Raw genomic sequence first — 20,539 nt, forward strand, 5'->3', positions numbered from 1 at the left:
CCGCTGGCCTCGACAAGGGTGCGTTGCGCGTCAAGCGGACCCGCACGCATTGCTTCGCCACCTGCAAATCGGGCCCCATCGTCTGTGTCCAGCCGGACGGCATCTGGTATTGCGATGTCACCGAGGCCAATCTTGACCGCATCATCGCCGAGCACCTCGTCGGTGGCGTGCCGGTGGCGGATCTGATCTACCACCGCGGTCCGGATGGCCACGCGCGCGTGGCGGATTTCTCGGCCGCCGATCGGGATGCGGTCTACCGCGTCATCGCCGAGCGCCGCGACATGCGCCATTTCGTGGCGGGCAGCCGCGTGAGCGAAGCGACGCTTGCGCGCCTGCTCTCGGCTGCTCATCAGGCGCCATCGGTTGGACTCATGCAGCCGTGGCGCTTCATCCGCATCACCGATGCCGGCCTGCGCGGACGCATCGCGACCCTGGTCGAGGCCGAGCGCACCGCGACGTCGCATATCTTGGGATCCCGCGCCGCCGAATTTCTGCGGCTGAAGGTGGACGGCGTGCGCGAGTGCGCGGAACTGCTGGTGGTCGCCCTGGCGCCCGACGACGGCACGGTTTTCGGTCGACGTACCTTGCCGGAAATGGATCTGGCCTCGGCCGCCTGCGCCATCCAGAATCTATGGCTGGCCGCGCGCGCCGAAAATCTGGGCATGGGCTGGGTCTCGATGTTCGATCCAGCCGCGTTGTCGGCGTTGCTGGAACTCCCCGAAGCGGCCCGTCCGATGGCGATCCTGTGCCTGGGGCCAGTGGCATCCTTCTATCCCGAGCCCATGCTGGTGCAGGAAAACTGGCGGCCGGCGCAACCGCTGTCCGCGATGGTGTTCGCCGATCGCTGGGCCCAGCCCGACCCGGCGATCTCCGGAAATGTCGATGCACAGGCCGGCATGGCGGGCACGTCGTGAGCAGCCCGCGCGGTGCCCGGCGCATCGTCTGCCTGACCGAAGAGACCACCGAAACGCTCTACCTGCTCGGGGCGCAGGCACGCATCGTCGGCATCTCGGGCTTCACTGTGCGCCCGCCACAGGCACGCCGCGAGAAGCCGAAAGTCTCGGCCTTTACCAGCGCCCGGATCGATCGGATTCTCGCCCTCGAACCCGATCTGGTGTTGGGCTTTTCCGACCTTCAGGCCGACATCGCGGCGCAACTGATCCGCGCCGGGGTCGCGGTGCATGTCTTCAACCAGCGATCCGTCGCCGGCATCCTCGAAATGATCCGTCTGGTCGGCGCCATGGTCGATGCGGCGGACAAGGCTGCCCGTCTCGACGAGACGCTGCGCGGCGGGCTGGCCGAGATCGCCACATCGGCCGCCACCCTGCCGCGTCGGCCGCGGGTGTATTTCGAAGAATGGAACGACCCACTCATCTCGGGCATTGGCTGGGTCTCCGAACTGATCGGCCTTGCCGGCGGTGACGACTGCTTCGAGGAGCTCGCCGCATCGCCCGACGCCCGTGGCCGCATCATCGCCGATCCCGGCGAGGTGGTCCGCCGTGCCCCGGATCTGATCATCGGTTCCTGGTGCGGCAAGCGCTTCGCGCCCGAACAGGTGGCGGCACGGCCGGGTTGGGCCGCCCTCCCGGCGGTGCAGGCAGCGCGCCTTCATGAGATCAAGTCCTGCGACATCCTGCAGCCGGGCCCGGCCGCGCTTACCGATGGCGTGCGCCAGTTGCACACCCTGATCCGGCGCTGGGCCGAGGCTGCCGCGTGATCGGCTGGGTTGTGCTCGCCGCGCTCCTGCTCGATGCCGCACTGGGCGAACCGCGCCGGTGGCACCCCCTGGTCGGCTTCGGCAATCTGGCGCAGTGGCTGGAACAGCGCCTGTACGCCGATTCGCGGCGGGCAGGAACCGTGGCGGTGGCGCTGCTGCTCCTGCCCGGACTGCTCCTCGCCACGGCGATCGCCACCCTGCCCAGCCCGGCGATCGCCGAAGTGCTGGTGCTCTATCTCGCCATCGGGGCGCAGAGCCTGCGCGCGCATGCCGAGGCTGTGTACGCGGCCCTGGGGGCGGGCGATCTGCCCAGCGCCCGGCAGGCCGTGGCGCGTCTGGTCAGCCGCGACAGCGCCGCACTCGACGCCTCGGGGGTTGCAGGCGCAACGGCGGAATCGGTGCTCGAAAATGGCAACGATGCACTGTTCGCATCGATATTCTGGTATGCCTTGGCAGGCATACCCGGTGTCGTGCTGCATCGCCTGGCCAATACGCTGGATGCCATGTGGGGCTATCGCAATGCCCGCTACGGACGCTTCGGCTGGGCCGCGGCGCGGCTGGACGATGGACTCAACTACCTTCCCGCCCGTCTGACCGCGCTCAGCTACGCCGCCGCGGGCGATTTTTGCAGCGGGCTGCGCTGCGCGCACCGACAGGGCCGGCACTGGAAGAGTCCCAACGCCGGACCGGTGATGGCGGCGGGTGCCGGCAGCCTGGGCATTCGCCTCGGGGGACCGGCATGGTACGACGGCCGCCTGCAGCAGCGCGGCGTGCTGGGCCGTGGCCGCGCCGCACAGCCACAGGACATCCGCCGCGCCCAGGAGCTCGTGCGCCGGGCGCTCATCCTGTGGCTGGTGGCCTTGTTCGGGGTAGCGTGGATCCATGAATCCGGGCTGGTCTGAATCCACTGCCGCCCTCGCGCATGGGGGCCGCATTCTTGCCGCGGCCCGGCACTACGGCATCGCGCCCGATGGATGGCTCGATCTGTCGACCGGCATCAATCCGCACGGCTGGCCGGTACCCGCCCTGCCGTCCACATGCTGGCAACGGCTACCCGAAGACGATGATGGTCTGGTGGCGGCTGCACGTACCTATTACGGCGCCGCGCACATCCTGCCGGTGGCGGGGTCGCAAGCCGCGCTCCAGATGCTGCCGCGCTTGCGTCCGGCCTGCCGGGTCGGTGTGCTGACTCCCGGTTACGCCGAGCACGCGCTGGCCTGGCGACGCGCTGGGCATCGGGTGCAACCGGTATCGGTTCCCGAGCTGCCGGACGCGGTGGCGCAGTGCGACGTCATGGTCCTGATTTCACCGAACAACCCGACCGGCGAGCGCTTCAATCCCGAGCGATTGCTCGACTGGCATGGCGCGCTTGCCGCGCGCGGCGGCTGGCTGGTGGTCGACGAGGCCTTCATGGACATGACGCCCGAGACGAGTCTGTGCGCCGCGGATGCGCGGACCGGACTGATCGTGCTGCGCTCGCTGGGCAAGTTCTTCGGCCTGGCCGGTCTGCGCATGGGTTTCGTCTGCGCAGTGCCGGCCCTGCTGGACCGGTTGAGCGCCGCGCTCGGTCCGTGGGCCGTGAGCACGCCGGCACGGCACGTCGCCTGCACCGCCCTGGCCGATCGGGTCTGGCAGGCGGACATGCGCAAACGCCTGGCCGCGGATGGGGGCCGGCTGCACGATCTGCTCGTGCGCCACGGCCTGGCACCCACCGGCGGCTGCGATCTGTTCCAGTGGGTGGCCACCCCACTGGCGGCCGATCGGCATACGGCGTTGGCGCGCCAGGGGATCCTCACGCGCTACTTCGATCAGCCGCCCAGCCTGCGCTTCGGACTACCGGGATCCGAACCCGACTGGGCGCGGCTCGAGACGGCGCTCCTCGCCGTCCACGGGACACCTACCGGTACGGGATCGCCATGACGATACGCACGCTGATGATTCAGGGGACGACCTCCGATGCCGGCAAGAGTCTGCTGGTGACGGCGCTGGGTCGCTGGCTGCATCGCCAGGGCGTGCGTGTCGCCCCGTTCAAGCCGCAGAACATGGCGCTCAACAGCGCGGTCACGGTCGAGGGCGGCGAGATCGGCCGTGCGCAGGCGGTCCAGGCCCAAGCCTGCGGCGTGGTGCCACACACCGACATGAATCCGGTGCTGCTCAAGCCCAATACCGATATCGGCGCGCAGGTCATCATCCATGGTCAGGCGATCGGCACCATGGATGCGCGCGGATATCACGATTACAAACCCGTCGCGCGCGCGGCCGTTCTCGACGCCTATCACCGCCTCGCGGCGCGTCACGAATTCGTGTTGGTCGAAGGGGCGGGTTCACCCGCCGAGATCAATCTGCGCGCCGGCGATATCGCCAACATGGGTTTCGCCGAAGCCGTGGATTGCCCGGTGATCCTGATCGCGGACATCGATCGGGGCGGTGTCTTTGCTCATCTGGTCGGTACGCTGGCCTTGCTCAGCGAGACGGAGCGCGCGCGTGTGACGGGGCTGGTGATCAACCGTTTCCGCGGTGATCCGGCGCTGCTCGATTCGGGCCTGGAATGGCTAGAACGCCATACCGGCAAGCCCGTGCTGGGGGTGCTGCCCTACCTGCAGGGTCTGCATCTGGAGGCCGAGGATGCGCTGCCGCCGCCGTCGGCCTTGCGCGCCGGCACGGTGGACGACCGGTTACGGGTGCTGGTTCCTGCCCTGCCGCGCATCAGCAACCACACCGATTTCGATCCGCTGCGGCTGCATCCGTCGGTTGTCCTGCACTACGTCGGCCCCGGCGCGCGCATCGAACCCTGCGACCTTATCGTCCTGCCCGGTTCCAAGAGTGTGCGCACTGATCTGGACTGGCTACGCGCGCAGGGCTGGGATGCGGCCATCGCGCGGCATCTGCGTTACGGCGGCAAGCTGATCGGCATCTGCGGGGGGTTTCAGATGCTGGGACGCGCCATCCACGACCCGCATGGCCTGGAAAGCGCACCGGGCAGCAGCCCCGGCCTTGGGCTATTGGACATGGAGACCACTCTGGCGCCGCACAAGCAGCTGCGCAATGTCACCGGCGAGCTGGCCTGGGATGGCGCTGCGGTGAGTGGCTACGAAATCCATGCCGGCATCAGTACCGGCCCCGCCCTGCGCCATCCCGCGATGCAGCTCGGGCATGGCCCGGATGGCGCCCGAAGCGCGGACGATCAGATCTTCGGGACCTATGTCCACGGCCTGTTCGATGCCCCGTCAGCCTGCCAGACGCTGCTCGATTGGGCTGGCGTGGAAAGCAGTGCGCCGTTCGACTATCCGGCGCTGCGCGAGCAGGCCTTCGACCGGCTGGCCGAGACCGTGGAGGCGCATCTGCAAGCCGATTGGTTGCGCAGGTTGCTGCTGTCGACATCGGCTTGACCGCGCATGGCCGCGCCGCGTGTTGCGCGTCGACGCCGCAAACCGTGCTGGGCAACGCCCTGATTCAGGCTGTTTTCGGGTGCGTAGGGTTCGTGCGTTGCACGCGCTGAGTGAGCGTACGCCAGCGCCGGCAATACCAATCGGTCACGGGATGGTCGTCGCGCGGGCGATCCGTCGAGGAAGGCTGCGGCTGCGTTGAATTGCCACCGGCCGCTGGACGATCAGGAACCTCCACCATCGAGACGTTTGAGCAGGCGATGCAGATTGGCTGGATCGAGGCCGAGTTCGCGCGCGGCAGCCGCGCGGTTGCCGCCATGGCGTGCCAGCGTGTCCGCCACCATCGTCTGTTTGAACGTGTCCACCGCTTCGCGCAAGGTGAGCGTGGGGGTTTTGGAGTCGGTCGGCGGCGCGGGTACGAACGGGGCGATGCTCGGTGCCAGATCCAGATGCGCGGCATGCAGCGTCACGATGCGGATCGAGTTGGGCTGCTCTTGTGCGACCGCCCGGACTGCCGCCCGGCTGATGAGGTGTTCGAGTTCCCGCACGTTCCCGGGCCAGGACTGACGTTGCAATGCGGCCTGTGCGTCGGAAGCCAGCCGCAAACCACGCAAACCCAGGCGAGCCCGGTTTTCCTCCAGAAAGCCACCGGCCAGCAGCAACACATCGTGTCCGCGCTCGCGCAGCGGCGGTACGTGCAGTGGATAGACGCTCAGACGGTGATAGAGGTCGGCCCGGAAACGTCCGGCGCGCACCTCCGCAGCAAGATCGCGATTGGTGGCCGCCAGCACCCGGACATCAACACGATGCTCCCGATCCGAACCCAATCGCTCGATCTGCCCACTCTGAAGGACGCGCAGCAGTTTTGCTTGAATGGGAAGCGGCAGTTCGCCAATCTCGTCCAGCAGGAGGGTGCCACCGTCAGCGAGTTCAAAGCGACCGCGCCGCTCCCCAACTGCACCGGTAAACGCGCCGCGCACGTGACCGAACAGCTCGCTTTCGACCAGATGTTCCGGAAGCGCCGCGCAGTTCAGGGTGATCAACGGCCGGCCCGCTCGGCGTGAGCGGGCATGAACGGCCTGCGCCACCAACTCCTTGCCCGTTCCGGTCTCGCCGGTGATCAAGACAGTGAGATCGGTATGGGCAACGGCCTCGATCTCCTTTTCCAAACGGCGCATCGCCCCGCTGTGCCCGGTGAGCGTCCGACCACCGTTCGGACCTCGAGCCTCGAACAGCAAGCGAGCCACCTGCTGATCCTGTTCGGCACGCCGGGCGAGACGTTCGAGACGTTCGACGGCGATCACGGTTGCGGTGGCCAGCGTGGCGAATGCCTGCAGCACGACTGGGTCGCAGGCCTCGAAGGCCTCCGGCTGCAAAGCGTCCAGGGTAAGCAGTCCCCAGAAATGGTCCTCGACGTACAGCGGACACCCCATGCAGTCGTGGATTTCGAGTTGGCCGGTCAGTCCCTCGATCAAGCCGTCGTACGGATCAGGAAGGCCGCAGTCGCTCGGGAGTCGGGTTGGGCCGCGTCGGTTCACCATCGTCAACAACCGTGGATGGTCGACCAGTCGGAAACGTCGGCCCAGTGTGTCGTGGCTGAGCCCGGTAACGGCCAGTGGTACGAGGCTGTCACCTTCCAGACGCAACAGGGCTGCGGCATCACATGGAAACACGCTCCGCAGCCCATCGAGGAAGGCCCGATAGCGTTCCTGGGGGGTAAGCTCCCGGGGCAGGTTCCCGACCAGTCCGACGTAGGTGGAAAAGAATGTGGGCGGAGTCATTTTCACATTCAGTAATGTCATATTAACAATGGTCAGTCGTTGTCATTGTGACCTGATGAAGCATTGATCTCAATCATATCAGCAGCTTCTCTCATGGCACGAAATCTGTCTCCTGGAGCACAGGCGCGCATGGCGCGCCGTCACCGGCAACCAGGAGGATGATTCCATGCTTTCGGCTCAACACCGCGACATCGTCAAGGCCACCGTCCCGCTGCTCGAAACCGGCGGCGAGGCGCTGACGCGCCACTTCTACGGAATCATGCTCGCCGAGTATCCGGAGGTCCGCCCGCTGTTCAACCAGGCGCACCAGGCCAGCGGCGCGCAGCCACGGGCGCTGGCCAACGGCATCCTGCAGTACGCCCGGCACATCGACCGGCTGGACACGCTCGGCCCGCTGGTCGGGCAGATCGTGCAAAAGCACGTGTCGCTGCAGGTGCTGCCGGAGCAGTACCCCATCGTCGGCAGCTGCCTGCTGCGCGCCATCCGCGAGGTGCTGGGACCGGACATCGCGACCGATGCCGTCATCGAGGCCTGGGCGGCGGCCTATCAGCAACTGGCGGATCTGCTGATCGGCGCCGAGGAAGATGTGTACGCCGCCGCCGCGGCGACCCCCGGCGGCTGGCGCGGCGCGCGGCGGTTCGAGGTGGTGCGCAAGGTGCCGGAGAGCGTCGAGATCACCTCCCTCTACCTCAGGCCGGCCGACGGCGGCGCCGTGATGCCATTTAAGCCCGGCCAGTACATCGGCATCCGGCTCACCGTCGACGGCCAGGAAGTGCGGCGCAACTACTCGCTCTCAGCCCCGCCGAACGGCAGCACCTACCGCATCAGCGTCAAGCGCGAACCCGGCGGCGTGGTGTCGAACCACCTGCACGACGCGCTCGGCATCGGGGCCGCGATCGACCTGTTCCCGCCGGCCGGCGAATTCGTGCTCGCGCCCGGCGAACGGCCGCTGGCGCTGATCAGCGGCGGTGTCGGCATCACCCCCACGCTGCCCATGCTGCACGCGGCGCATGAGCAGCGCCGGCCGGTCACCTTCGTGCATTTCGCGCGCAATGCGGCGGTGCATGCGTTTCGGGACTGGGTGGACGACCTGGTCGCACGCAGCCCGCAGGCACGACGCTTCTACTGTCACGAACAAGCCGGCACCCTACCGGTGGACGCCCACGGCCGCGCGTGCACCGACCTGTTGGCGCGCTGGCTGCCGCAGGCGCGCGACATGGACGCGTACTTCATCGGCCCGCCACCGTTCATGGCGGCCGTGAAGCGGGCCCTGGGCGAGCTTGGCGTACCGCCGGCGCAGATGCACTGGGAGTTCTTCGGCCCGGCGGCGGCGCTGGAGACCTGAGAGGATCTGGAGCGCTGCCGGCGGCTGACCCTGCCCCATCCGGAGGAGGAATCCACCATGCCCCATGACAACCCCATCCAGCAGCTCACGCACGAGCATCACCACATCCTGCAGGTGGTGCACGGCCTGAGCGCCATCGATCAGGAACTGGCCGCAGGCAACCGGCCGGACCCTGCACGCCTGCGAACCATCGTCGCCTTCATGCGCGAGTTCGCCGACCAGTGCCACCACGCCAAGGAAGAGGCCATCCTGTTCCCGGCCATGGAGGACAAGGGCGTGCCGCACGGCGGCTGCCCGCTGGAGGCGCTGCGGCGCGAACACGTGCTCGGACGCGAGCGGGTCGGCGCCCTGGCGGCGGCCATCGACGCCCTGGAGCGTGGCGACAACGACGCCCCGGCCGCGCTGCACGGGGCCATCGCCGCGCTCCAGCAGCTGTACCCGAACCACATCTGGAAGGAAGACCAGATGGTGTTTCCGATGGCCGAGCGCCTGTTCACCCCGGCGGAGCTGGACGCGCTGAACGCGCGCTTCGAACAGGCGGAAATCGAGCTGGGGCAGGACCACGACCGCTACGTGGCCTTTGCCGAGGACATGGCCGCGCTGCTGGGGCAGACGCCGGCGCAGGCATGAATGACCGGTATGGGGTCGCGCTGCAGCAAAGGCGCTCCTACGGCCCGAAATGCACGCCGTACTGATGCCGGCCGACATTCGCGTCAAGCGCATCTATGAGCCTGCGCACGCCGACGATGGCGCGCGTGTGCTGGTGGATCGCCTGTGGCCACGTGGGGTGCGCAAGGAGGCAGCGGCGCTCACACGGTGGCATCGAGCCGCCGCGCCGAGTGCTGCGCTACGACGATGGTTCGGCCACGACCCAGCGCGATGGGAGGCATTTTGCGCCCGCTACCGCGCCGAGCTCGACGCCAATACCGATGCACTCACGCCGCTGCGCGAGTTGACCGATACAGGTCCGCTCACGCTGCTGTACGGCGCCCGCGACGATGTGCACAACCATGCCATCGTGCTGGCGGAATACCTGCGTGAACACATGGAGACAGAGGAAGGACCATGAAAAGCTCACTGCACCGCCCTGTGTGTGACTTGCTTGGCTGCCGCTATCCGCTGGTATTGGCCGGTATGGGTGGCGTGGCACGCGCGGAGCTGGTGACGGCCGTGAGTCGCGCCGGCGGCTTCGGCTTTCTCGGCATGGTGCGGGAACCGGTGACGCGCATCCGCGCGGAGGTCGCGGCCGTACGCGCGGCCGGGGTCGAGCACTTTGGCGTGAACCTGATCCCGGCGGGCACCGACCCGGCGCTGCTGGAGGCGCAGATCGAGACACTGATCGCGCTCGCCGTGCCGGTTGTGGGGTTGTTCTGGGACGTACCCGCAGCGCTCATCGGGCGGTTGCGCACAGCGGGCCTGCGCATTGTCTGCCAAGTGGGCTCCGTCAAAGAGGGATGTGCCGCAGAGCTTGCTGGCGCCGATGTGCTGATCGCTCAAGGTGTCGAGGCCGGCGGGCACGTGCGCGGCGATCAGCCGCTGCACGCGCTGCTCGGCGATCTGGTGCCGATGACAAATGCACCCGTGCTGGCAGCGGGCGGGCTTAGTGACGGCGCGGATGTGGCCACCGTGCTTGCGCTCGGCGCGCAGGGCGCTGTGTTCGGTACGGCGCTGATCCCAACGCCGGAGAGTTTTGCCCACGATTTCCATAAGCAGCGACTCATCACCGCCAGTGCCGCCGATACGCTACTCACCGAGGATTTTCACATCAACTGGCCAGAGGGCGCCAAGGTCCGGGTGTTGCCCAACAGCGTCACCCGCGGTGAACACGGTGATCCCCGTTCCGGCCCACCGACGGTCATCGGTGAGGACGACGGGCGGCCGATCTATCGCTTCAGCACCGACTCACCGCTGCGCTCAACAGCGGGCGATCTCGAGGCCATGGCGCTGTATGCCGGGATGGGTATCGACCGCATCGATTCCATCATGGGTGCAGCCGAACGGGTTGGGCGGATCGCCGCGGAGGCCGAGGCCCTGCTGGCAGTCGACGCAAGTCCGCCAGCCGGATCGGGGCGCATGAGTTCATCTCCCCCGCAGCGTCCGAGCCGCGTCGCGCAGGAGGCGCTGATCGCGACTCTGAACGAACTGTTGGAGGCTGAACGCGCCGGTGCGCGCGTCGCGCTGCAGACGCTCAAGGAGGCGCCCGCCACGCTTCTGTCACTGATGCGCACCATCCAGCACGATGAGGCGCGCTGGTGTGCCTTGCTCGTCCAGGCCATCCAACATCTCGGCGGCAAGCCATCGCGCCGGACCGGAAGCTTCTACGCCAAAGCGATGGCTATCGAGGACTTGCCGGCACGGCTAGTTTTCCTGAATCACGGCCAACGCTGGGTGCTGCGGCGGCTGCGGGCGATCCTGCCTCAGGTAGACGATCCCCATTTACAGGCCGGACTTCAGGCCATGCGCACCGCACATGAGGATAATGTTGAACGCCTCGCAGCCCGGATTGACGCGCAAAACGCCGATTAGACGGCTGCCTGATGCCGACGCAAGATCGGGTCGCGATACGCTGTCTTGATGCAACGACGAAGCTGATCAGCTTGGCTCGCCAGTCCGTCGTCTCCCGCCGCGGTATTCGCTTCGCGTCAGAACCTCCAGTCGGTTCTGCCTGAGCACTGAAGCAGCAGCACGGAAACGTGAGATGACGATGCTCCGCGCAGGTCAATCAACCGATTCCGCCACGCCATGGCGTAGCAGCCGACGGAACCCGTAAACTCCGCCGACCGTGATCGGGCCGTGTCGCCGATCCCGAGAGCCGAAGCAATGTCGGAGCGCGCTGCCCTTCCCCTTGGAGGGCGAAGTTCGCCCGATTGGACGATCCGTACCGGGGATCAGTGTCACGTGTTCCAAGAGCACGTCGATACATGACTGACTTTCCAAGAGTCTTGGCCAAGCCGGGGTGGTTGACCGCTCGACGAAGCGATGAAGGAGACCGGCTGAACCACCCAGAGAAATGCAACAGAGTTGTGATGTTTGGCCGATCGTGTTGAACTGTGTGCATGGGAAGAATCAACCGAAGTGCTGAAGATGCGCTAGCCATGATCCGCAAGATGGGATTGCGCGCCACCGCGGCACGGGTCACCGTGCTGGACGTGTTGCTGTCGGCCGACCATGCACTCTCCCATAGCGAAATCGAACGCGCCGTTGAAACAACGCACGACGTGGTAGAGCGTGTGACCCTTTACAGGGTCCTGGATTGGTTGGTAACGCAAAAGCTTGCCCATAAAGTCGTTGGTGCGGATCGGGTTTGGCGTTTCAATGCGACCCCCACCGCCGATCATGCACATTTCAACTGTACGCGCTGCGGCCAGATTTACTGCCTGGAGAATCTGACGCCCGCTGTCGCTCTGACCCTGCCTGAAGGCTTCAGCCTGCAACATGCCGATGTCGCGGTACAGGGGCTCTGTCCCCACTGCAGCCGCTGACTTCAGATTCGTTAGCCTCCAGCGCCATTCCACTTTTAATGCAACAGAGTTGCATTACTTTTCGTCCCGCGTAAAATGCAACCATGTTGCATTCTTTGCGGTAGGCATCCCGGTGACAGCGTTACGGTCACACCGATCGGCCCACTGTCGAGTGGATTCACTCGACGCGTTTGGCCGTATTCATTCTCCCGAGTCGTCGCTCGTGATCTGGGATCGCCCGGTGTTGGCCGCCATTGGCCTTGAACTGGAGATCGTGGGGGCCGACGCATTTCCCGACGTGCGGGCGCGCGTCCATTCCGGGAAGGCCCGCGACGGGCTCGCGGCGCTGATTTCGGCGCAGGGTTATGACGCGCTATCCGCGTTCCCCGGCTGGCTCGACGATATGACCAGGCTGTCGGAAGTGTTTTTCGATTTCGCCGGCCACCGGCCTGTCACGGTGCGCCTGGAGACGCTGGCACGCACCGGCTGTCCCCGTTTCCATGTGGATCATTCGTACTTGCGCTTGGTATGCACCTATCGCGGACCGGGTACCGAGTGGCTGGACGATGCACAGGTGGATCGTGCGGCGCAGGCGAGCGGAGCGCCGAACGAAGCGATCGTTCGCTTTGGCTATCCCCGCTGCATGCCGACGTTTGCCGTCGGCCTGATGAAAGGTTGCGGCTATCCCGGTTGTGCCGATGCCGGCCTGGTACACCGTTCACCGGCGGTTGAACCGGGCGATCCGGCTCGTGTGCTGTTTTGCTTGGACTGTTGATGAACAAGAGAACGTGTGTGGAGCAACGACCATGAAACAACTGCCGGTCACGGTACTATCCGGATTTCTCGGTGCGGGAAAAACCACGCTGTTAAATCACATCCTCCATAATCGCGAGGGCCGGCGCGTTGCGGTCATCGTCAACGATATGTCGGAGGTCAACATCGACGCCAAGCTGGTCAACAGTGAAGTGCGGCTCAACCGGTCCGAGGAAAGACTGGTGGAGATGAGCAACGGCTGCATCTGCTGCACCCTGCGCGAAGATCTGTTGAAAGAAGTCGCGGTGCTCGCCAAGGAAGGCTGCTTTGACTACCTGGTAATCGAATCCACGGGCATATCCGAACCGCTGCCGGTTGCCGAGACATTCACATTCCGGGACGAGCAAGGTGTCAGCCTTTCAGATGTCGCTCGTCTCGACACACTGGTCACCGTTGTCGACGCTGTCAACTTCGCCGGGGACTTGGATCAGGCCGATAGTCTGCAGTCACGCGGCGAGTCGCTGGGCGAGGAAGACCAGCGCACGGTGGCAGACTTGCTGATCGACCAGGTGGAGTTTGCCGACGTCATCATCGTCAACAAGATCGACTTGATCAGCCAGGCTGAGCGCGAACGCCTGACGCATGCCCTGCGGCAAGTCAACCGCGATGCCGAGATTGTTCCCGCCTGCTTCGGTCAGGTCTCGCTCGACCGGATTATCGGAACCGGCCGGTTCAGTTTCGAAAAAGCTGCAAAAGCACCGGGCTGGCTCCGGGAGATGCGCGGCGAACACACGCCGGAAACCGAGGCATACGGGATCACGAGTTTCGTCTATCGGGCCCGGCGGCCTTTCCATCCCTTGCGATTCCACCAGGCCCTGCAGCAGGACTGGGAAGGTAACTTGCTTCGCTCAAAAGGGTATTTCTGGCTGGCAAGCCGTCATGACATCGCCGGAACCTGGTCGCAGGCGGGCGGTATCGTTCGCCACGGTCCAGCGGGTTACTGGTGGAGCGCCGTGCCACGTGCGGATTGGCCACAGGATGAATCCGTGATCGCCAACATCCAGTCCGAATTTTCCGGTGACTACGGCGATCGGCGTCAGGAGATCGTGTTTATCGGTCAGTACCTCAATCCCGGCGCGATTGAACGGAGTCTTGACGCCTGTCTGCTGGATGATGAGGAATACGCGCAAGGCCCCGCAGCCTGGCAGGCGTATCCCGATCCGCTTCCAAACTGGGTGGAGACCTGAGATGCAACGGCCATTGGATCTGCTCGCCATCTCGATTTCCGGCCTGTGCGCGGTGCATTGCCTGCTGATGCCGCTGGTCCTGATCATATCGCCGGTGCTGTCCGGCAGTTTGTTCGCAGGCGAGGACTTTCATCAGTTGCTGCTTTGGGTCATCCTGCCGACCAGCGGATTTGCCCTGTGGCTGGGTTGTCGGCGACACAAGGACAGACCGGTATTGCTGTTCGGTGTGGCCGGATTGTCGTTGTTGCTGCTGGCGGCTTTTCTGGGACATCGCTGGTTTGGCGAATGGGGGGAGCGCTTGCTGACCGTGCTCGGCGGGGCCATCATGGCCAGCGGGCATGTGCGGAACTACCGCTTGTGCCGGCGCGACCATTGTGCTGCCCAAACCCCGTCAATGCTTGCAAACCCCTGCTTCCATTCGGCCCTACCGCAGGTTCCGCCGCGACCTGTCTCGGAGATTCGTCATGACCGTACTGAAGCCGATTCTCGTACTGCTGTTGGCCACCAGCGGTCCTCTGGCGCTCGCGGATGAACAACGTCAACACGGTGCCCATGCGCATGGCGTTGGCCGACTCGATGTTGCGCAGGAGGGCACCACGCTGCATATCGAGCTCCACAGCCCGGCGGTGAATATCGTGGGCTTTGAGCACGCGCCGCGTAGCAAGGAAGATCATCACACCCGGGAAAGCGCATTGGCGCGGCTCAAGGATGGCGCTGCCCTCTTCGCGTTGCCAGAGGCGGCTGGTTGCCATCTGGTTCATGCCGATGCGCGTACACCGCGGATGGACGAAGCCCGCCATGACGACGAACACCACGAAGCGCATGCACCCCACCCCGAGCAAGAACAACGGCATGAGGAGACGCACTCGGATATCATCGCGAGCTGGCGTTTCGACTGTGCGCATCCCGAAGCACTGGATCGGGTCAAGGTCGGCGTGTTCGCAGCCTTTCCCCAGACCGAGCGGCTTCACGTCCAGTTCATCACTGAAAAACGCCAAGGCGCCGCCGAACTGCGCGCATCGCGACCGGAACTGCACTTTTGAATCAGGAACGCAGGGACGCTGCCCAGAGCCTGTCTGCAGTGGACAGGGCCGTCGATATCCGCCATCTGTCATTCCGCTGGCAGCGGCAGGCGCCTATCGCTCTGGCGTTGGATCGCCTTAGTATCGGAAAAGGCGAACGTGTTTTCATCGAGGGTCCCAGCGGTAGCGGCAAGAGCACGCTGCTGAGCCTGCTGGCCGGTGTCACCGTGCCGCAGCAGGGCGAGCTCACGGTCCTGGGCCGGCGGCTGGATCAGCTGGCCGGCGCGCAACGGGATCACTTCCGGGCGCACCACATTGGTTACGTTTTCCAGATGTTCAACCTGATCCCGTATCTGTCGATGGTCGACAATGTCGTGTTGCCCTGTCGCTTCTCCAAAGCGCGTCATGACAAGGCCGTGCAACGTTCACGCTCACTGAAGTCGGAAGCCATGCGCCTGCTTGAACATCTGGATATGGCGCAGGCGGATTTGCTGCACCGTCCGGTGACGGCGCTCAGTGTCGGGCAGCAACAGCGCGTGGCAGCCGCGCGTGCACTGATGGGTGAGCCCGAACTGCTGATCGCCGACGAACCGACGTCTTCGCTGGACGCGAATCGTCGAGAGGCGTTTGTCCGCCTGCTGTTCCAGGAGTGCGAACAAGCTGGTTCCACCGTCGTTTTCGTGAGTCACGACACATCGCTGGAAGGTTTGTTCGATCGCACCATCCGGCTTGCCGAACTCAATACGGCGGGTGAATCGCGTGCGCGAGCGGATTGACGACCATGCCCATCGTGCGCCTTGCCTGGAAGAGTTTGCTCAACCGCCGCCTGACTGCCGGCCTGACCCTGTTGTCGATCGCGCTCAGCGTGACCCTGCTGATCGGAGTGGAACGCGTGCGCGTGGAGACGCGCGAGAGTTTCGCTCACACGATTTCAGGGACCGACCTGATCGTCGGGGCGCGTTCAGGTGGCGTACAGTTGTTGCTGTACGCCGTGTTCCGCATCGGCAACGCCACGAACAACATATCCTGGAAAAGTTACCAGGATATCGCCGCGCTGCCGAATGTGGCCTGGAGTCTACCGATCTCGCTCGGAGACTCGCATCGCGGATATCGGGTTATGGGTACCACCGAGGATTACTTCCGCCAGTACCGCTATGCTCGTGACCGCGGCCTGACATTCGATCAGGGCCACGCTTTCGATGATCTGTACGATACCGTGCTTGGTGCCGAGGTCGCCGAGGCGCTGGGCTATCAGCTCGGCGATTCGGTGGTGATCGCGCACGGCGCCAACGACGTCCGTTTCGCGCGCCACGAAGACAAGCCATTCAGGGTCGCCGGTGTTCTCAAGCGGACCGGGACACCGGTGGATCGTACCGTGCATGTGAGTCTTGAGGCCATTGAAGCGATTCACATCGACTGGCGCGGCGGTGCGCCGTTGCCCGGCCTGTCGACTTCCGCCGAAAAGGCACGCCACAAGGACCTGACCCCCAGGGCGATTACCGCGGCCCTGGTTGGCCTCGAGTCCAAAATCGCCACGTTTCAGGTACAGCGCACGATCAATGACTACGCGGAGGAACCGCTGACCGCCATCCTTCCGGGAGTGGCGCTCAGCGAATTGTGGGGCATCACCGCCATCGCGGAAAATGCCCTGCTGATCGTCTCCGGCTTCGTGGTGGTGGTCGGCCTGTTCGGGATGCTTACGGCGCTTTTTACCGGTCTCAACGAACGCCGTCGTGAAATGGCGATCTTGCGCTCGGTTGGCGCCCGCCCTATGCATGTATTCGCGCTGATCATGGGCGAGGCCGCGGCGCTCACTTTGGCGGGCATCGGGGTGGGGCTGGGCCTGCTGTATGGTCTGTTGGCGGTAGCCCGGCCCATCATCGAAGCCCGGTACGGAATCCACATCTCGCTCGGCGGCTTGAGCCGGCACGAACTGCGGCTGCTCGGTATCGTGGTGCTGGCGGGCCTGGTGGCGGGCATGCTCCCCGCCTATCGTGCCTACAAGCTATCGCTTGCCGATGGCCTGTCGATTCGGATCTGATTGGAGAGTGGACAATGCAACGACGTCGGCTGATGCGCATCTTCATGGCGCTGAATCTGTACGGGCTGCTGGCGGCTTGTGACGGAAACAACCCGGAGACCACCCGGCCGGTTGCTGAAACAACGGCGCAGGACCCCGTGACGGTCGCGAGGCAAGCCGATGTGACCGCGCCAACGGCTCCCGAACCCATCGAACTTGATTGGGACGCGTTGATCCCGGCGGACTGGCAGTTGGACAAACTGATGGACGAATTCGATGCCGAAGATCTCAGTGATGATGATCCCCGCGCTCAGGAGTTGCTGGAAAAGCTCAAGACATTCTGGCGAGAAGCACCAGTGGTCGAAGACCACGACGGCAAGTTCGTCAAGCTGCCGGGGTTTGTCGTCCCTCTTGAAACGGATGCCAAGTCCATACGGGAATTTCTGCTGGTCCCGTACTATGGCGCCTGCATTCATACCCCGCCGCCGCCCGCCAATCAGACCGTATATGTCGTAACCGATATAGGGCATGCCTACGAGGGGCAGCTGTTCGACACCGTCTGGGTGACCGGGGTGCTCAAAGTGGAAAAGCTCTCAAGCAAGCTTGGCGATGCGGGATATCGGATTGAGGCTCGTTTTGTCGAGCCGTATCAATAAGATGCCGATTCACGATGAAGACTAGCCTACGGCTGATACCGGCCTTTGGCATTCGATGCAGGTTCCACGACCGGTTCAGTGCGGCGCTGCGTCGCCTACCCACTTTGCGAGACTGGCGGCCCGAAGGAATGATGCGCTTTTGCCATGGGCGTTGATCGTCGATGTCGATGCTCGGACTCATCCCAGTGTGTGATTGATTGACACAATGAGCGAAATTTGGGATGATCTCGGGCTGTTTCGGCCTTTCTCTGGCCAGGCTCTTCTGATCGTTTCGGGCCGTTAGCTCAATGGTAGAGCAGCTGACTCTTAATCAGTAGGTTCGGGGTTCGAGTCCCTGACGGCCCACCATATCCCACTGCTACACTGCGGCGTTTGGCCTCCCCGCCAAACGGCGTTTGGTCGCGCCGGCGTTTGCCGCGCGGCCCGTTCGGCGCCCTCAGGCGAGGGTGCGCCCCAGATCCTGCATCAGGTCATCGACGGACTCCAGCCCAACGGACAGGCGCAGCAGGCCGTCGCCGATTCCCGCGGCGTGCCGATCCTCGGGGCTGAGCCGCCCGTGGGTGGTGGTTGCCGGGTGAGTAATGGTGGTCTTGGTGTCGCCCAGATTGGCGGTGATGGAAATCAGCCGGGTGGCGTCGATCAGCCGCCAGGCAGCGGCCTGCCCTCCGCTCAATGAGAAGGAGACGATGCCGCCGAAATCCGACTGCTGCGCTGCGGCCAGATGGTGCTGCGGGTGATCGGGCAAGCCCGGGTAGTGCACACGCGCAACGCCGGGCTGCTGCTGTAGCCAGCGCGCCAGGACCAGTGCGTTTTCACTGTGGGCGCGCATGCGCAGGGCCAGCGTTTCGAGCCCTTTCAGAAAGACCCAGGCATTGAATGGACTCAACGTGGGTCCGGCCGTACGCAGGAAGCCGAAGATGTCCCTGCCGACCGTTTCGGCATCCCCGACCACCGCGCCGCCCATGCAGCGTCCCTGCCCGTCGAGGTACTTGGTCGCGGAATGGATCACGATATCGGCACCCAGCGCCAATGGGCGCTGCAGTGCGGGCGTGCAGAAACAGTTGTCCACGATCAGGCGGGCGTCGGCCGCATGGGCCATCGCGGCAAGTTTTTGAATATCCACAACTTCGGTCAGGGGATTGGTGGGGGTTTCCACGATCAACAGCCGCGTGCGCCCGGCCTCGATCGCCTCGGCCCAAGCGGCATAGTCGGTAGCCGGTACGAAACGGACTGCAACCCCGAAGCGGGTCAGGTACTGGTTCAGCAGGCTGGTGGTCGTGCCGAACAGCCCCTGCGCGGCAACGACCTGATCTCCCTGGCGTAGCAGGGCCATGCACACCGAGAGAATCGCCGACATTCCAGAACTGGTGGCGACGCAGGATTCGCCGCCCTCCAGCGCTGCCAGCCGGCGTTCGAACATGCGCACCGTGGGATTGGTGAAGCGGCTGTAGATATTACCGGGGCGCTCGCCCGAAAACCGGGCCGCTGCCTCCTCCGCGCTCTCGAAGACGAAACTGGAGGTGGCGTAGATGGCCTCGGCGTGCTCGCCCTGGGCGCTGCGCTCGATACCCGCGCGGATAGCGCGTGTCTCGAAGGCGAATTCGTCCAGATCGTGTTCATCCATCGACTCAGATCCCGTTGTAGATTTCGATCACCGGAAAATCGCTACCCGGCGCATTCCCCTTGGCCCCGTCGGAACGCCGCATCGCCAGGCTGTCGAGATAGGCGGGCGTGACATCACCAGTGACATATTCACCCGAAAAGCAGGAACTGTCGAAACGATCGATGCGCTCACCGTCCTTTTCCCAGCGCACGGCGCGCTCCAGATCAGTCAGATCCTGATAAATGAGCCGATCGGCGCCGATGGCCCGGCAAATCTCCTCTTCGGTGCGACCATAGCCGACGAGCTCGGAAGACACCGGCATGTCGATACCGTACACGTTCGGATACCGAACCGGGGGCGCCGCGGAGGCAAAGTAGACTTTCCGGGCGCCTGCTTCTCGGGCCATTTCGATGATCTGGCCCGAGGTGGTGCCGCGTACGATGGAATCATCCACCAAGAGGACGTTCTTGCCGCGAAACTCCAGATCGATCGCGTTGAGCTTCTGGCGGACCGATTTCTTACGCAGCTGCTGGCCCGGCATGATGAAGGTGCGCCCGATGTAGCGGTTCTTCATGAAACCTTCGCGGTATTTCACGTTCAGGTGGTGCGCCAGCTGCACCGCCACCGTCCGGCTGGTGTCGGGAATCGGAATCACCACATCGATATCCCGGTCATGCCATTCACGCTCGATCTTCTTGGCCAGATAGTCGCCCATGCGCAAACGCGCCTTGTAGACCGAGACGTTCTCGATGATCGAATCGGGCCGCGCGAAATAGACGTATTCGAAGATGCAGGGCGAATGCAGGGTATCTTCGGCGCAGACCTTGCGATGAATCTGCCCGTTGAGGTCGATGAATACCGCTTCCCCCGGCATGACGTCAGCGACCGGTTCGAAGCCGAGCACCTTCAGTGCCACGCTTTCCGAGGCGATCATGTAACTGGTGCCCTTGGGCGTTTCGCGCCGCCCGTAGATCAGCGGCCGAATCCCGAAGGGATCACGAAAACCGACGATGCCATAGCCGGTGATCATGGCCACGACGGCATAGGCGCCACGGCAACGGCGATGCACTCCGGCCACAGCGGTAAAGATATCCTCAGGCTGAATGCGGATCTTGCCCTGCCCCTGCAGTTCGTGGGCGAACACGTTGAGCAACACCTCCGAGTCCGACGAGGTGTTGATGTGACGCATGTCCTGTTCGAACAATTCCCGCTTGAGCACCTCGGCATTGGTGAGATTGCCATTATGGGAAAGCGAAATCCCGAAGGGGGAATTGACATAGAACGGCTGCGCTTCGGCCGCGGTGGCGCAACCGGCCGTGGGATAGCGGGTATGGCCGATGCCCATGTTGCCCAGCAGGCCGTACATGTGCTGTGCCTGGAAAATATCGCGCACCAGACCATTGTCCTTGCGCAGATAGAGGCGATCACCATCGCAGGTCATGATGCCCGCGGCGTCCTGTCCCCGGTGCTGAAGCACCGTCAAGGCATCGTATAGATCCTGGTTCACTGGCGCTTGGCCAACGATGCCGACTACACCGCACATAATCT

The 20,539-nt window shown here is 64.5% G+C and carries 20 protein-coding genes and 1 tRNA gene; 18 read left to right on the forward strand and 3 right to left on the reverse strand.

Annotated features, from left to right (window positions below; genetic code table 11):
* Positions 1-182: 182 nt before the first annotated feature.
* Genes bluB through E4680_RS09210 form a run of 5 tightly spaced genes read left to right on the forward strand, consistent with a single transcriptional unit; the run spans position 183 to position 5,106 of the window.
* Positions 183-914 carry a 5,6-dimethylbenzimidazole synthase gene (gene bluB, locus E4680_RS09190; protein WP_422666673.1) on the forward strand — a complete coding sequence of 244 codons (732 nt, stop codon included), beginning with the start codon at positions 183-185 and terminating at the stop codon, positions 912-914.
* Positions 911-1,717, forward strand: coding sequence for a cobalamin-binding protein (locus E4680_RS09195; protein WP_135282113.1), 807 nt, complete (start codon positions 911-913; stop codon positions 1,715-1,717). The genes bluB and E4680_RS09195 overlap by 4 nt, the downstream gene beginning before the upstream one ends.
* Positions 1,714-2,619, forward strand: coding sequence for an adenosylcobinamide-phosphate synthase CbiB (gene cbiB / locus E4680_RS09200; protein ID WP_135282114.1), 906 nt, complete (start codon positions 1,714-1,716; stop codon positions 2,617-2,619). Before E4680_RS09195 ends, cbiB begins: the two co-directional genes overlap by 4 nt.
* A complete protein-coding gene (cobD, locus tag E4680_RS09205; RefSeq protein WP_135282115.1) occupies positions 2,600-3,637 on the forward strand; it encodes a threonine-phosphate decarboxylase CobD in 1,038 nt (345 codons plus the stop codon). The genes cbiB and cobD overlap by 20 nt, the downstream gene beginning before the upstream one ends.
* Positions 3,634-5,106, forward strand: a complete 1,473-nt coding sequence (locus E4680_RS09210; RefSeq protein ID WP_135282116.1) for a cobyric acid synthase — start codon at positions 3,634-3,636, stop codon at positions 5,104-5,106. Before cobD ends, E4680_RS09210 begins: the two co-directional genes overlap by 4 nt.
* Before the next feature lie 221 nt (positions 5,107-5,327).
* On the opposite strand, the gene norR is transcribed toward E4680_RS09210, so the two are convergent.
* Positions 5,328-6,884: a nitric oxide reductase transcriptional regulator NorR gene (gene norR, locus E4680_RS09215; RefSeq protein WP_135282117.1), complete on the reverse strand. Its 1,557-nt coding sequence runs from the start codon at positions 6,882-6,884 to the stop codon at positions 5,328-5,330.
* Positions 6,885-7,050: 166 nt separating this feature from the next.
* Between norR and hmpA the strand changes: the two genes are divergently transcribed.
* The 13 genes from hmpA to E4680_RS09280 all read left to right on the forward strand — a co-directional run bounded on the left by hmpA (position 7,051) and on the right by E4680_RS09280 (position 17,736).
* Positions 7,051-8,229, forward strand: a complete 1,179-nt coding sequence (gene hmpA / locus E4680_RS09220; RefSeq protein WP_135282118.1) for an NO-inducible flavohemoprotein — start codon at positions 7,051-7,053, stop codon at positions 8,227-8,229.
* A 57-nt stretch (positions 8,230-8,286) separates the two neighbouring features.
* A complete protein-coding gene (locus E4680_RS09225; RefSeq protein ID WP_135282119.1) occupies positions 8,287-8,859 on the forward strand; it encodes a hemerythrin domain-containing protein in 573 nt (190 codons plus the stop codon).
* Between the two features lie 49 nt (positions 8,860-8,908).
* Complete coding sequence (locus E4680_RS09230; RefSeq protein ID WP_240696165.1) at positions 8,909-9,298, forward strand: DUF488 domain-containing protein; 390 nt, start codon at positions 8,909-8,911, stop codon at positions 9,296-9,298.
* Positions 9,295-10,755 (forward strand): DUF6306 domain-containing protein, encoded by a 1,461-nt coding sequence (locus E4680_RS09235; protein WP_135282121.1) that lies wholly within the window; start codon positions 9,295-9,297, stop codon positions 10,753-10,755. Before E4680_RS09230 ends, E4680_RS09235 begins: the two co-directional genes overlap by 4 nt.
* A gap of 569 nt (positions 10,756-11,324) precedes the next feature.
* Entirely contained in the window at positions 11,325-11,711 is a 387-nt protein-coding gene (locus E4680_RS09240; protein ID WP_205688872.1) for a Fur family transcriptional regulator, read from the forward strand.
* Positions 11,671-12,465 (forward strand): DUF1826 domain-containing protein, encoded by a 795-nt coding sequence (locus E4680_RS09245; protein WP_135282167.1) that lies wholly within the window; start codon positions 11,671-11,673, stop codon positions 12,463-12,465. Before E4680_RS09240 ends, E4680_RS09245 begins: the two co-directional genes overlap by 41 nt.
* A gap of 31 nt (positions 12,466-12,496) precedes the next feature.
* A complete protein-coding gene (gene zigA / locus E4680_RS09250; protein ID WP_135282123.1) occupies positions 12,497-13,690 on the forward strand; it encodes a zinc metallochaperone GTPase ZigA in 1,194 nt (397 codons plus the stop codon).
* A 1-nt stretch (position 13,691) separates the two neighbouring features.
* Positions 13,692-14,222, forward strand: coding sequence for a MerC domain-containing protein (locus E4680_RS09255; RefSeq protein WP_205688873.1), 531 nt, complete (start codon positions 13,692-13,694; stop codon positions 14,220-14,222).
* Positions 14,155-14,733, forward strand: coding sequence for a DUF2796 domain-containing protein (locus E4680_RS09260; RefSeq protein ID WP_167792462.1), 579 nt, complete (start codon positions 14,155-14,157; stop codon positions 14,731-14,733). Before E4680_RS09255 ends, E4680_RS09260 begins: the two co-directional genes overlap by 68 nt.
* Positions 14,730-15,488: an ABC transporter ATP-binding protein gene (locus tag E4680_RS09265; RefSeq protein WP_240696167.1), complete on the forward strand. Its 759-nt coding sequence runs from the start codon at positions 14,730-14,732 to the stop codon at positions 15,486-15,488. Before E4680_RS09260 ends, E4680_RS09265 begins: the two co-directional genes overlap by 4 nt.
* 5 nt (positions 15,489-15,493) lie before the next feature.
* Complete coding sequence (locus E4680_RS09270; RefSeq protein ID WP_135282125.1) at positions 15,494-16,753, forward strand: ABC transporter permease; 1,260 nt, start codon at positions 15,494-15,496, stop codon at positions 16,751-16,753.
* A 32-nt stretch (positions 16,754-16,785) separates the two neighbouring features.
* Positions 16,786-17,388, forward strand: coding sequence for a DUF3299 domain-containing protein (locus tag E4680_RS09275; protein WP_240696168.1), 603 nt, complete (start codon positions 16,786-16,788; stop codon positions 17,386-17,388).
* Between the two features lie 273 nt (positions 17,389-17,661).
* Positions 17,662-17,736: transfer RNA gene (locus E4680_RS09280), tRNA-Lys, on the forward strand.
* 88 nt (positions 17,737-17,824) lie between these two features.
* On the opposite strand, the gene E4680_RS09285 is transcribed toward E4680_RS09280, so the two are convergent.
* Both E4680_RS09285 and purF read right to left on the reverse strand, forming a co-directional pair.
* Positions 17,825-19,012: an O-succinylhomoserine sulfhydrylase gene (locus tag E4680_RS09285; RefSeq protein WP_135282126.1), complete on the reverse strand. Its 1,188-nt coding sequence runs from the start codon at positions 19,010-19,012 to the stop codon at positions 17,825-17,827.
* A gap of 4 nt (positions 19,013-19,016) precedes the next feature.
* On the reverse strand, positions 19,017-20,534 hold the full coding sequence (gene purF / locus E4680_RS09290) for an amidophosphoribosyltransferase (RefSeq protein ID WP_135282127.1): 1,518 nt from the start codon (positions 20,532-20,534) through the stop codon (positions 19,017-19,019).
* Positions 20,535-20,539 lie beyond the last annotated feature (5 nt).

The organism is Candidatus Macondimonas diazotrophica (genome assembly GCF_004684205.1).
Taxonomy (GTDB): Bacteria; Pseudomonadota; Gammaproteobacteria; order UBA5335; family UBA5335; genus Macondimonas; species Macondimonas diazotrophica.

Coding starts and splice junctions, on each gene's coding strand:
- E4680_RS09245 (WP_135282167.1), top strand. CDS start 11,671: ATGTCGCGGTACAGGGGCTCTGTCCCCACTGCAGCCGCTGACTTCAGA.
- E4680_RS09270 (WP_135282125.1), top strand. CDS start 15,494: ATGCCCATCGTGCGCCTTGCCTGGAAGAGTTTGCTCAACCGCCGCCTG.
- E4680_RS09285 (WP_135282126.1), bottom strand. CDS start 19,012: ATGGATGAACACGATCTGGACGAATTCGCCTTCGAGACACGCGCTATC.
- hmpA (WP_135282118.1), top strand. CDS start 7,051: ATGCTTTCGGCTCAACACCGCGACATCGTCAAGGCCACCGTCCCGCTG.
- E4680_RS09240 (WP_205688872.1), top strand. CDS start 11,325: ATGATCCGCAAGATGGGATTGCGCGCCACCGCGGCACGGGTCACCGTG.
- E4680_RS09255 (WP_205688873.1), top strand. CDS start 13,692: ATGCAACGGCCATTGGATCTGCTCGCCATCTCGATTTCCGGCCTGTGC.
- E4680_RS09210 (WP_135282116.1), top strand. CDS start 3,634: ATGACGATACGCACGCTGATGATTCAGGGGACGACCTCCGATGCCGGC.
- purF (WP_135282127.1), bottom strand. CDS start 20,534: ATGTGCGGTGTAGTCGGCATCGTTGGCCAAGCGCCAGTGAACCAGGAT.
- E4680_RS09260 (WP_167792462.1), top strand. CDS start 14,155: ATGACCGTACTGAAGCCGATTCTCGTACTGCTGTTGGCCACCAGCGGT.
- cobD (WP_135282115.1), top strand. CDS start 2,600: ATGAATCCGGGCTGGTCTGAATCCACTGCCGCCCTCGCGCATGGGGGC.
- E4680_RS09230 (WP_240696165.1), top strand. CDS start 8,909: ATGCACGCCGTACTGATGCCGGCCGACATTCGCGTCAAGCGCATCTAT.
- E4680_RS09235 (WP_135282121.1), top strand. CDS start 9,295: ATGAAAAGCTCACTGCACCGCCCTGTGTGTGACTTGCTTGGCTGCCGC.
- zigA (WP_135282123.1), top strand. CDS start 12,497: ATGAAACAACTGCCGGTCACGGTACTATCCGGATTTCTCGGTGCGGGA.
- norR (WP_135282117.1), bottom strand. CDS start 6,884: ATGACTCCGCCCACATTCTTTTCCACCTACGTCGGACTGGTCGGGAAC.
- E4680_RS09225 (WP_135282119.1), top strand. CDS start 8,287: ATGCCCCATGACAACCCCATCCAGCAGCTCACGCACGAGCATCACCAC.
- E4680_RS09275 (WP_240696168.1), top strand. CDS start 16,786: ATGCGCATCTTCATGGCGCTGAATCTGTACGGGCTGCTGGCGGCTTGT.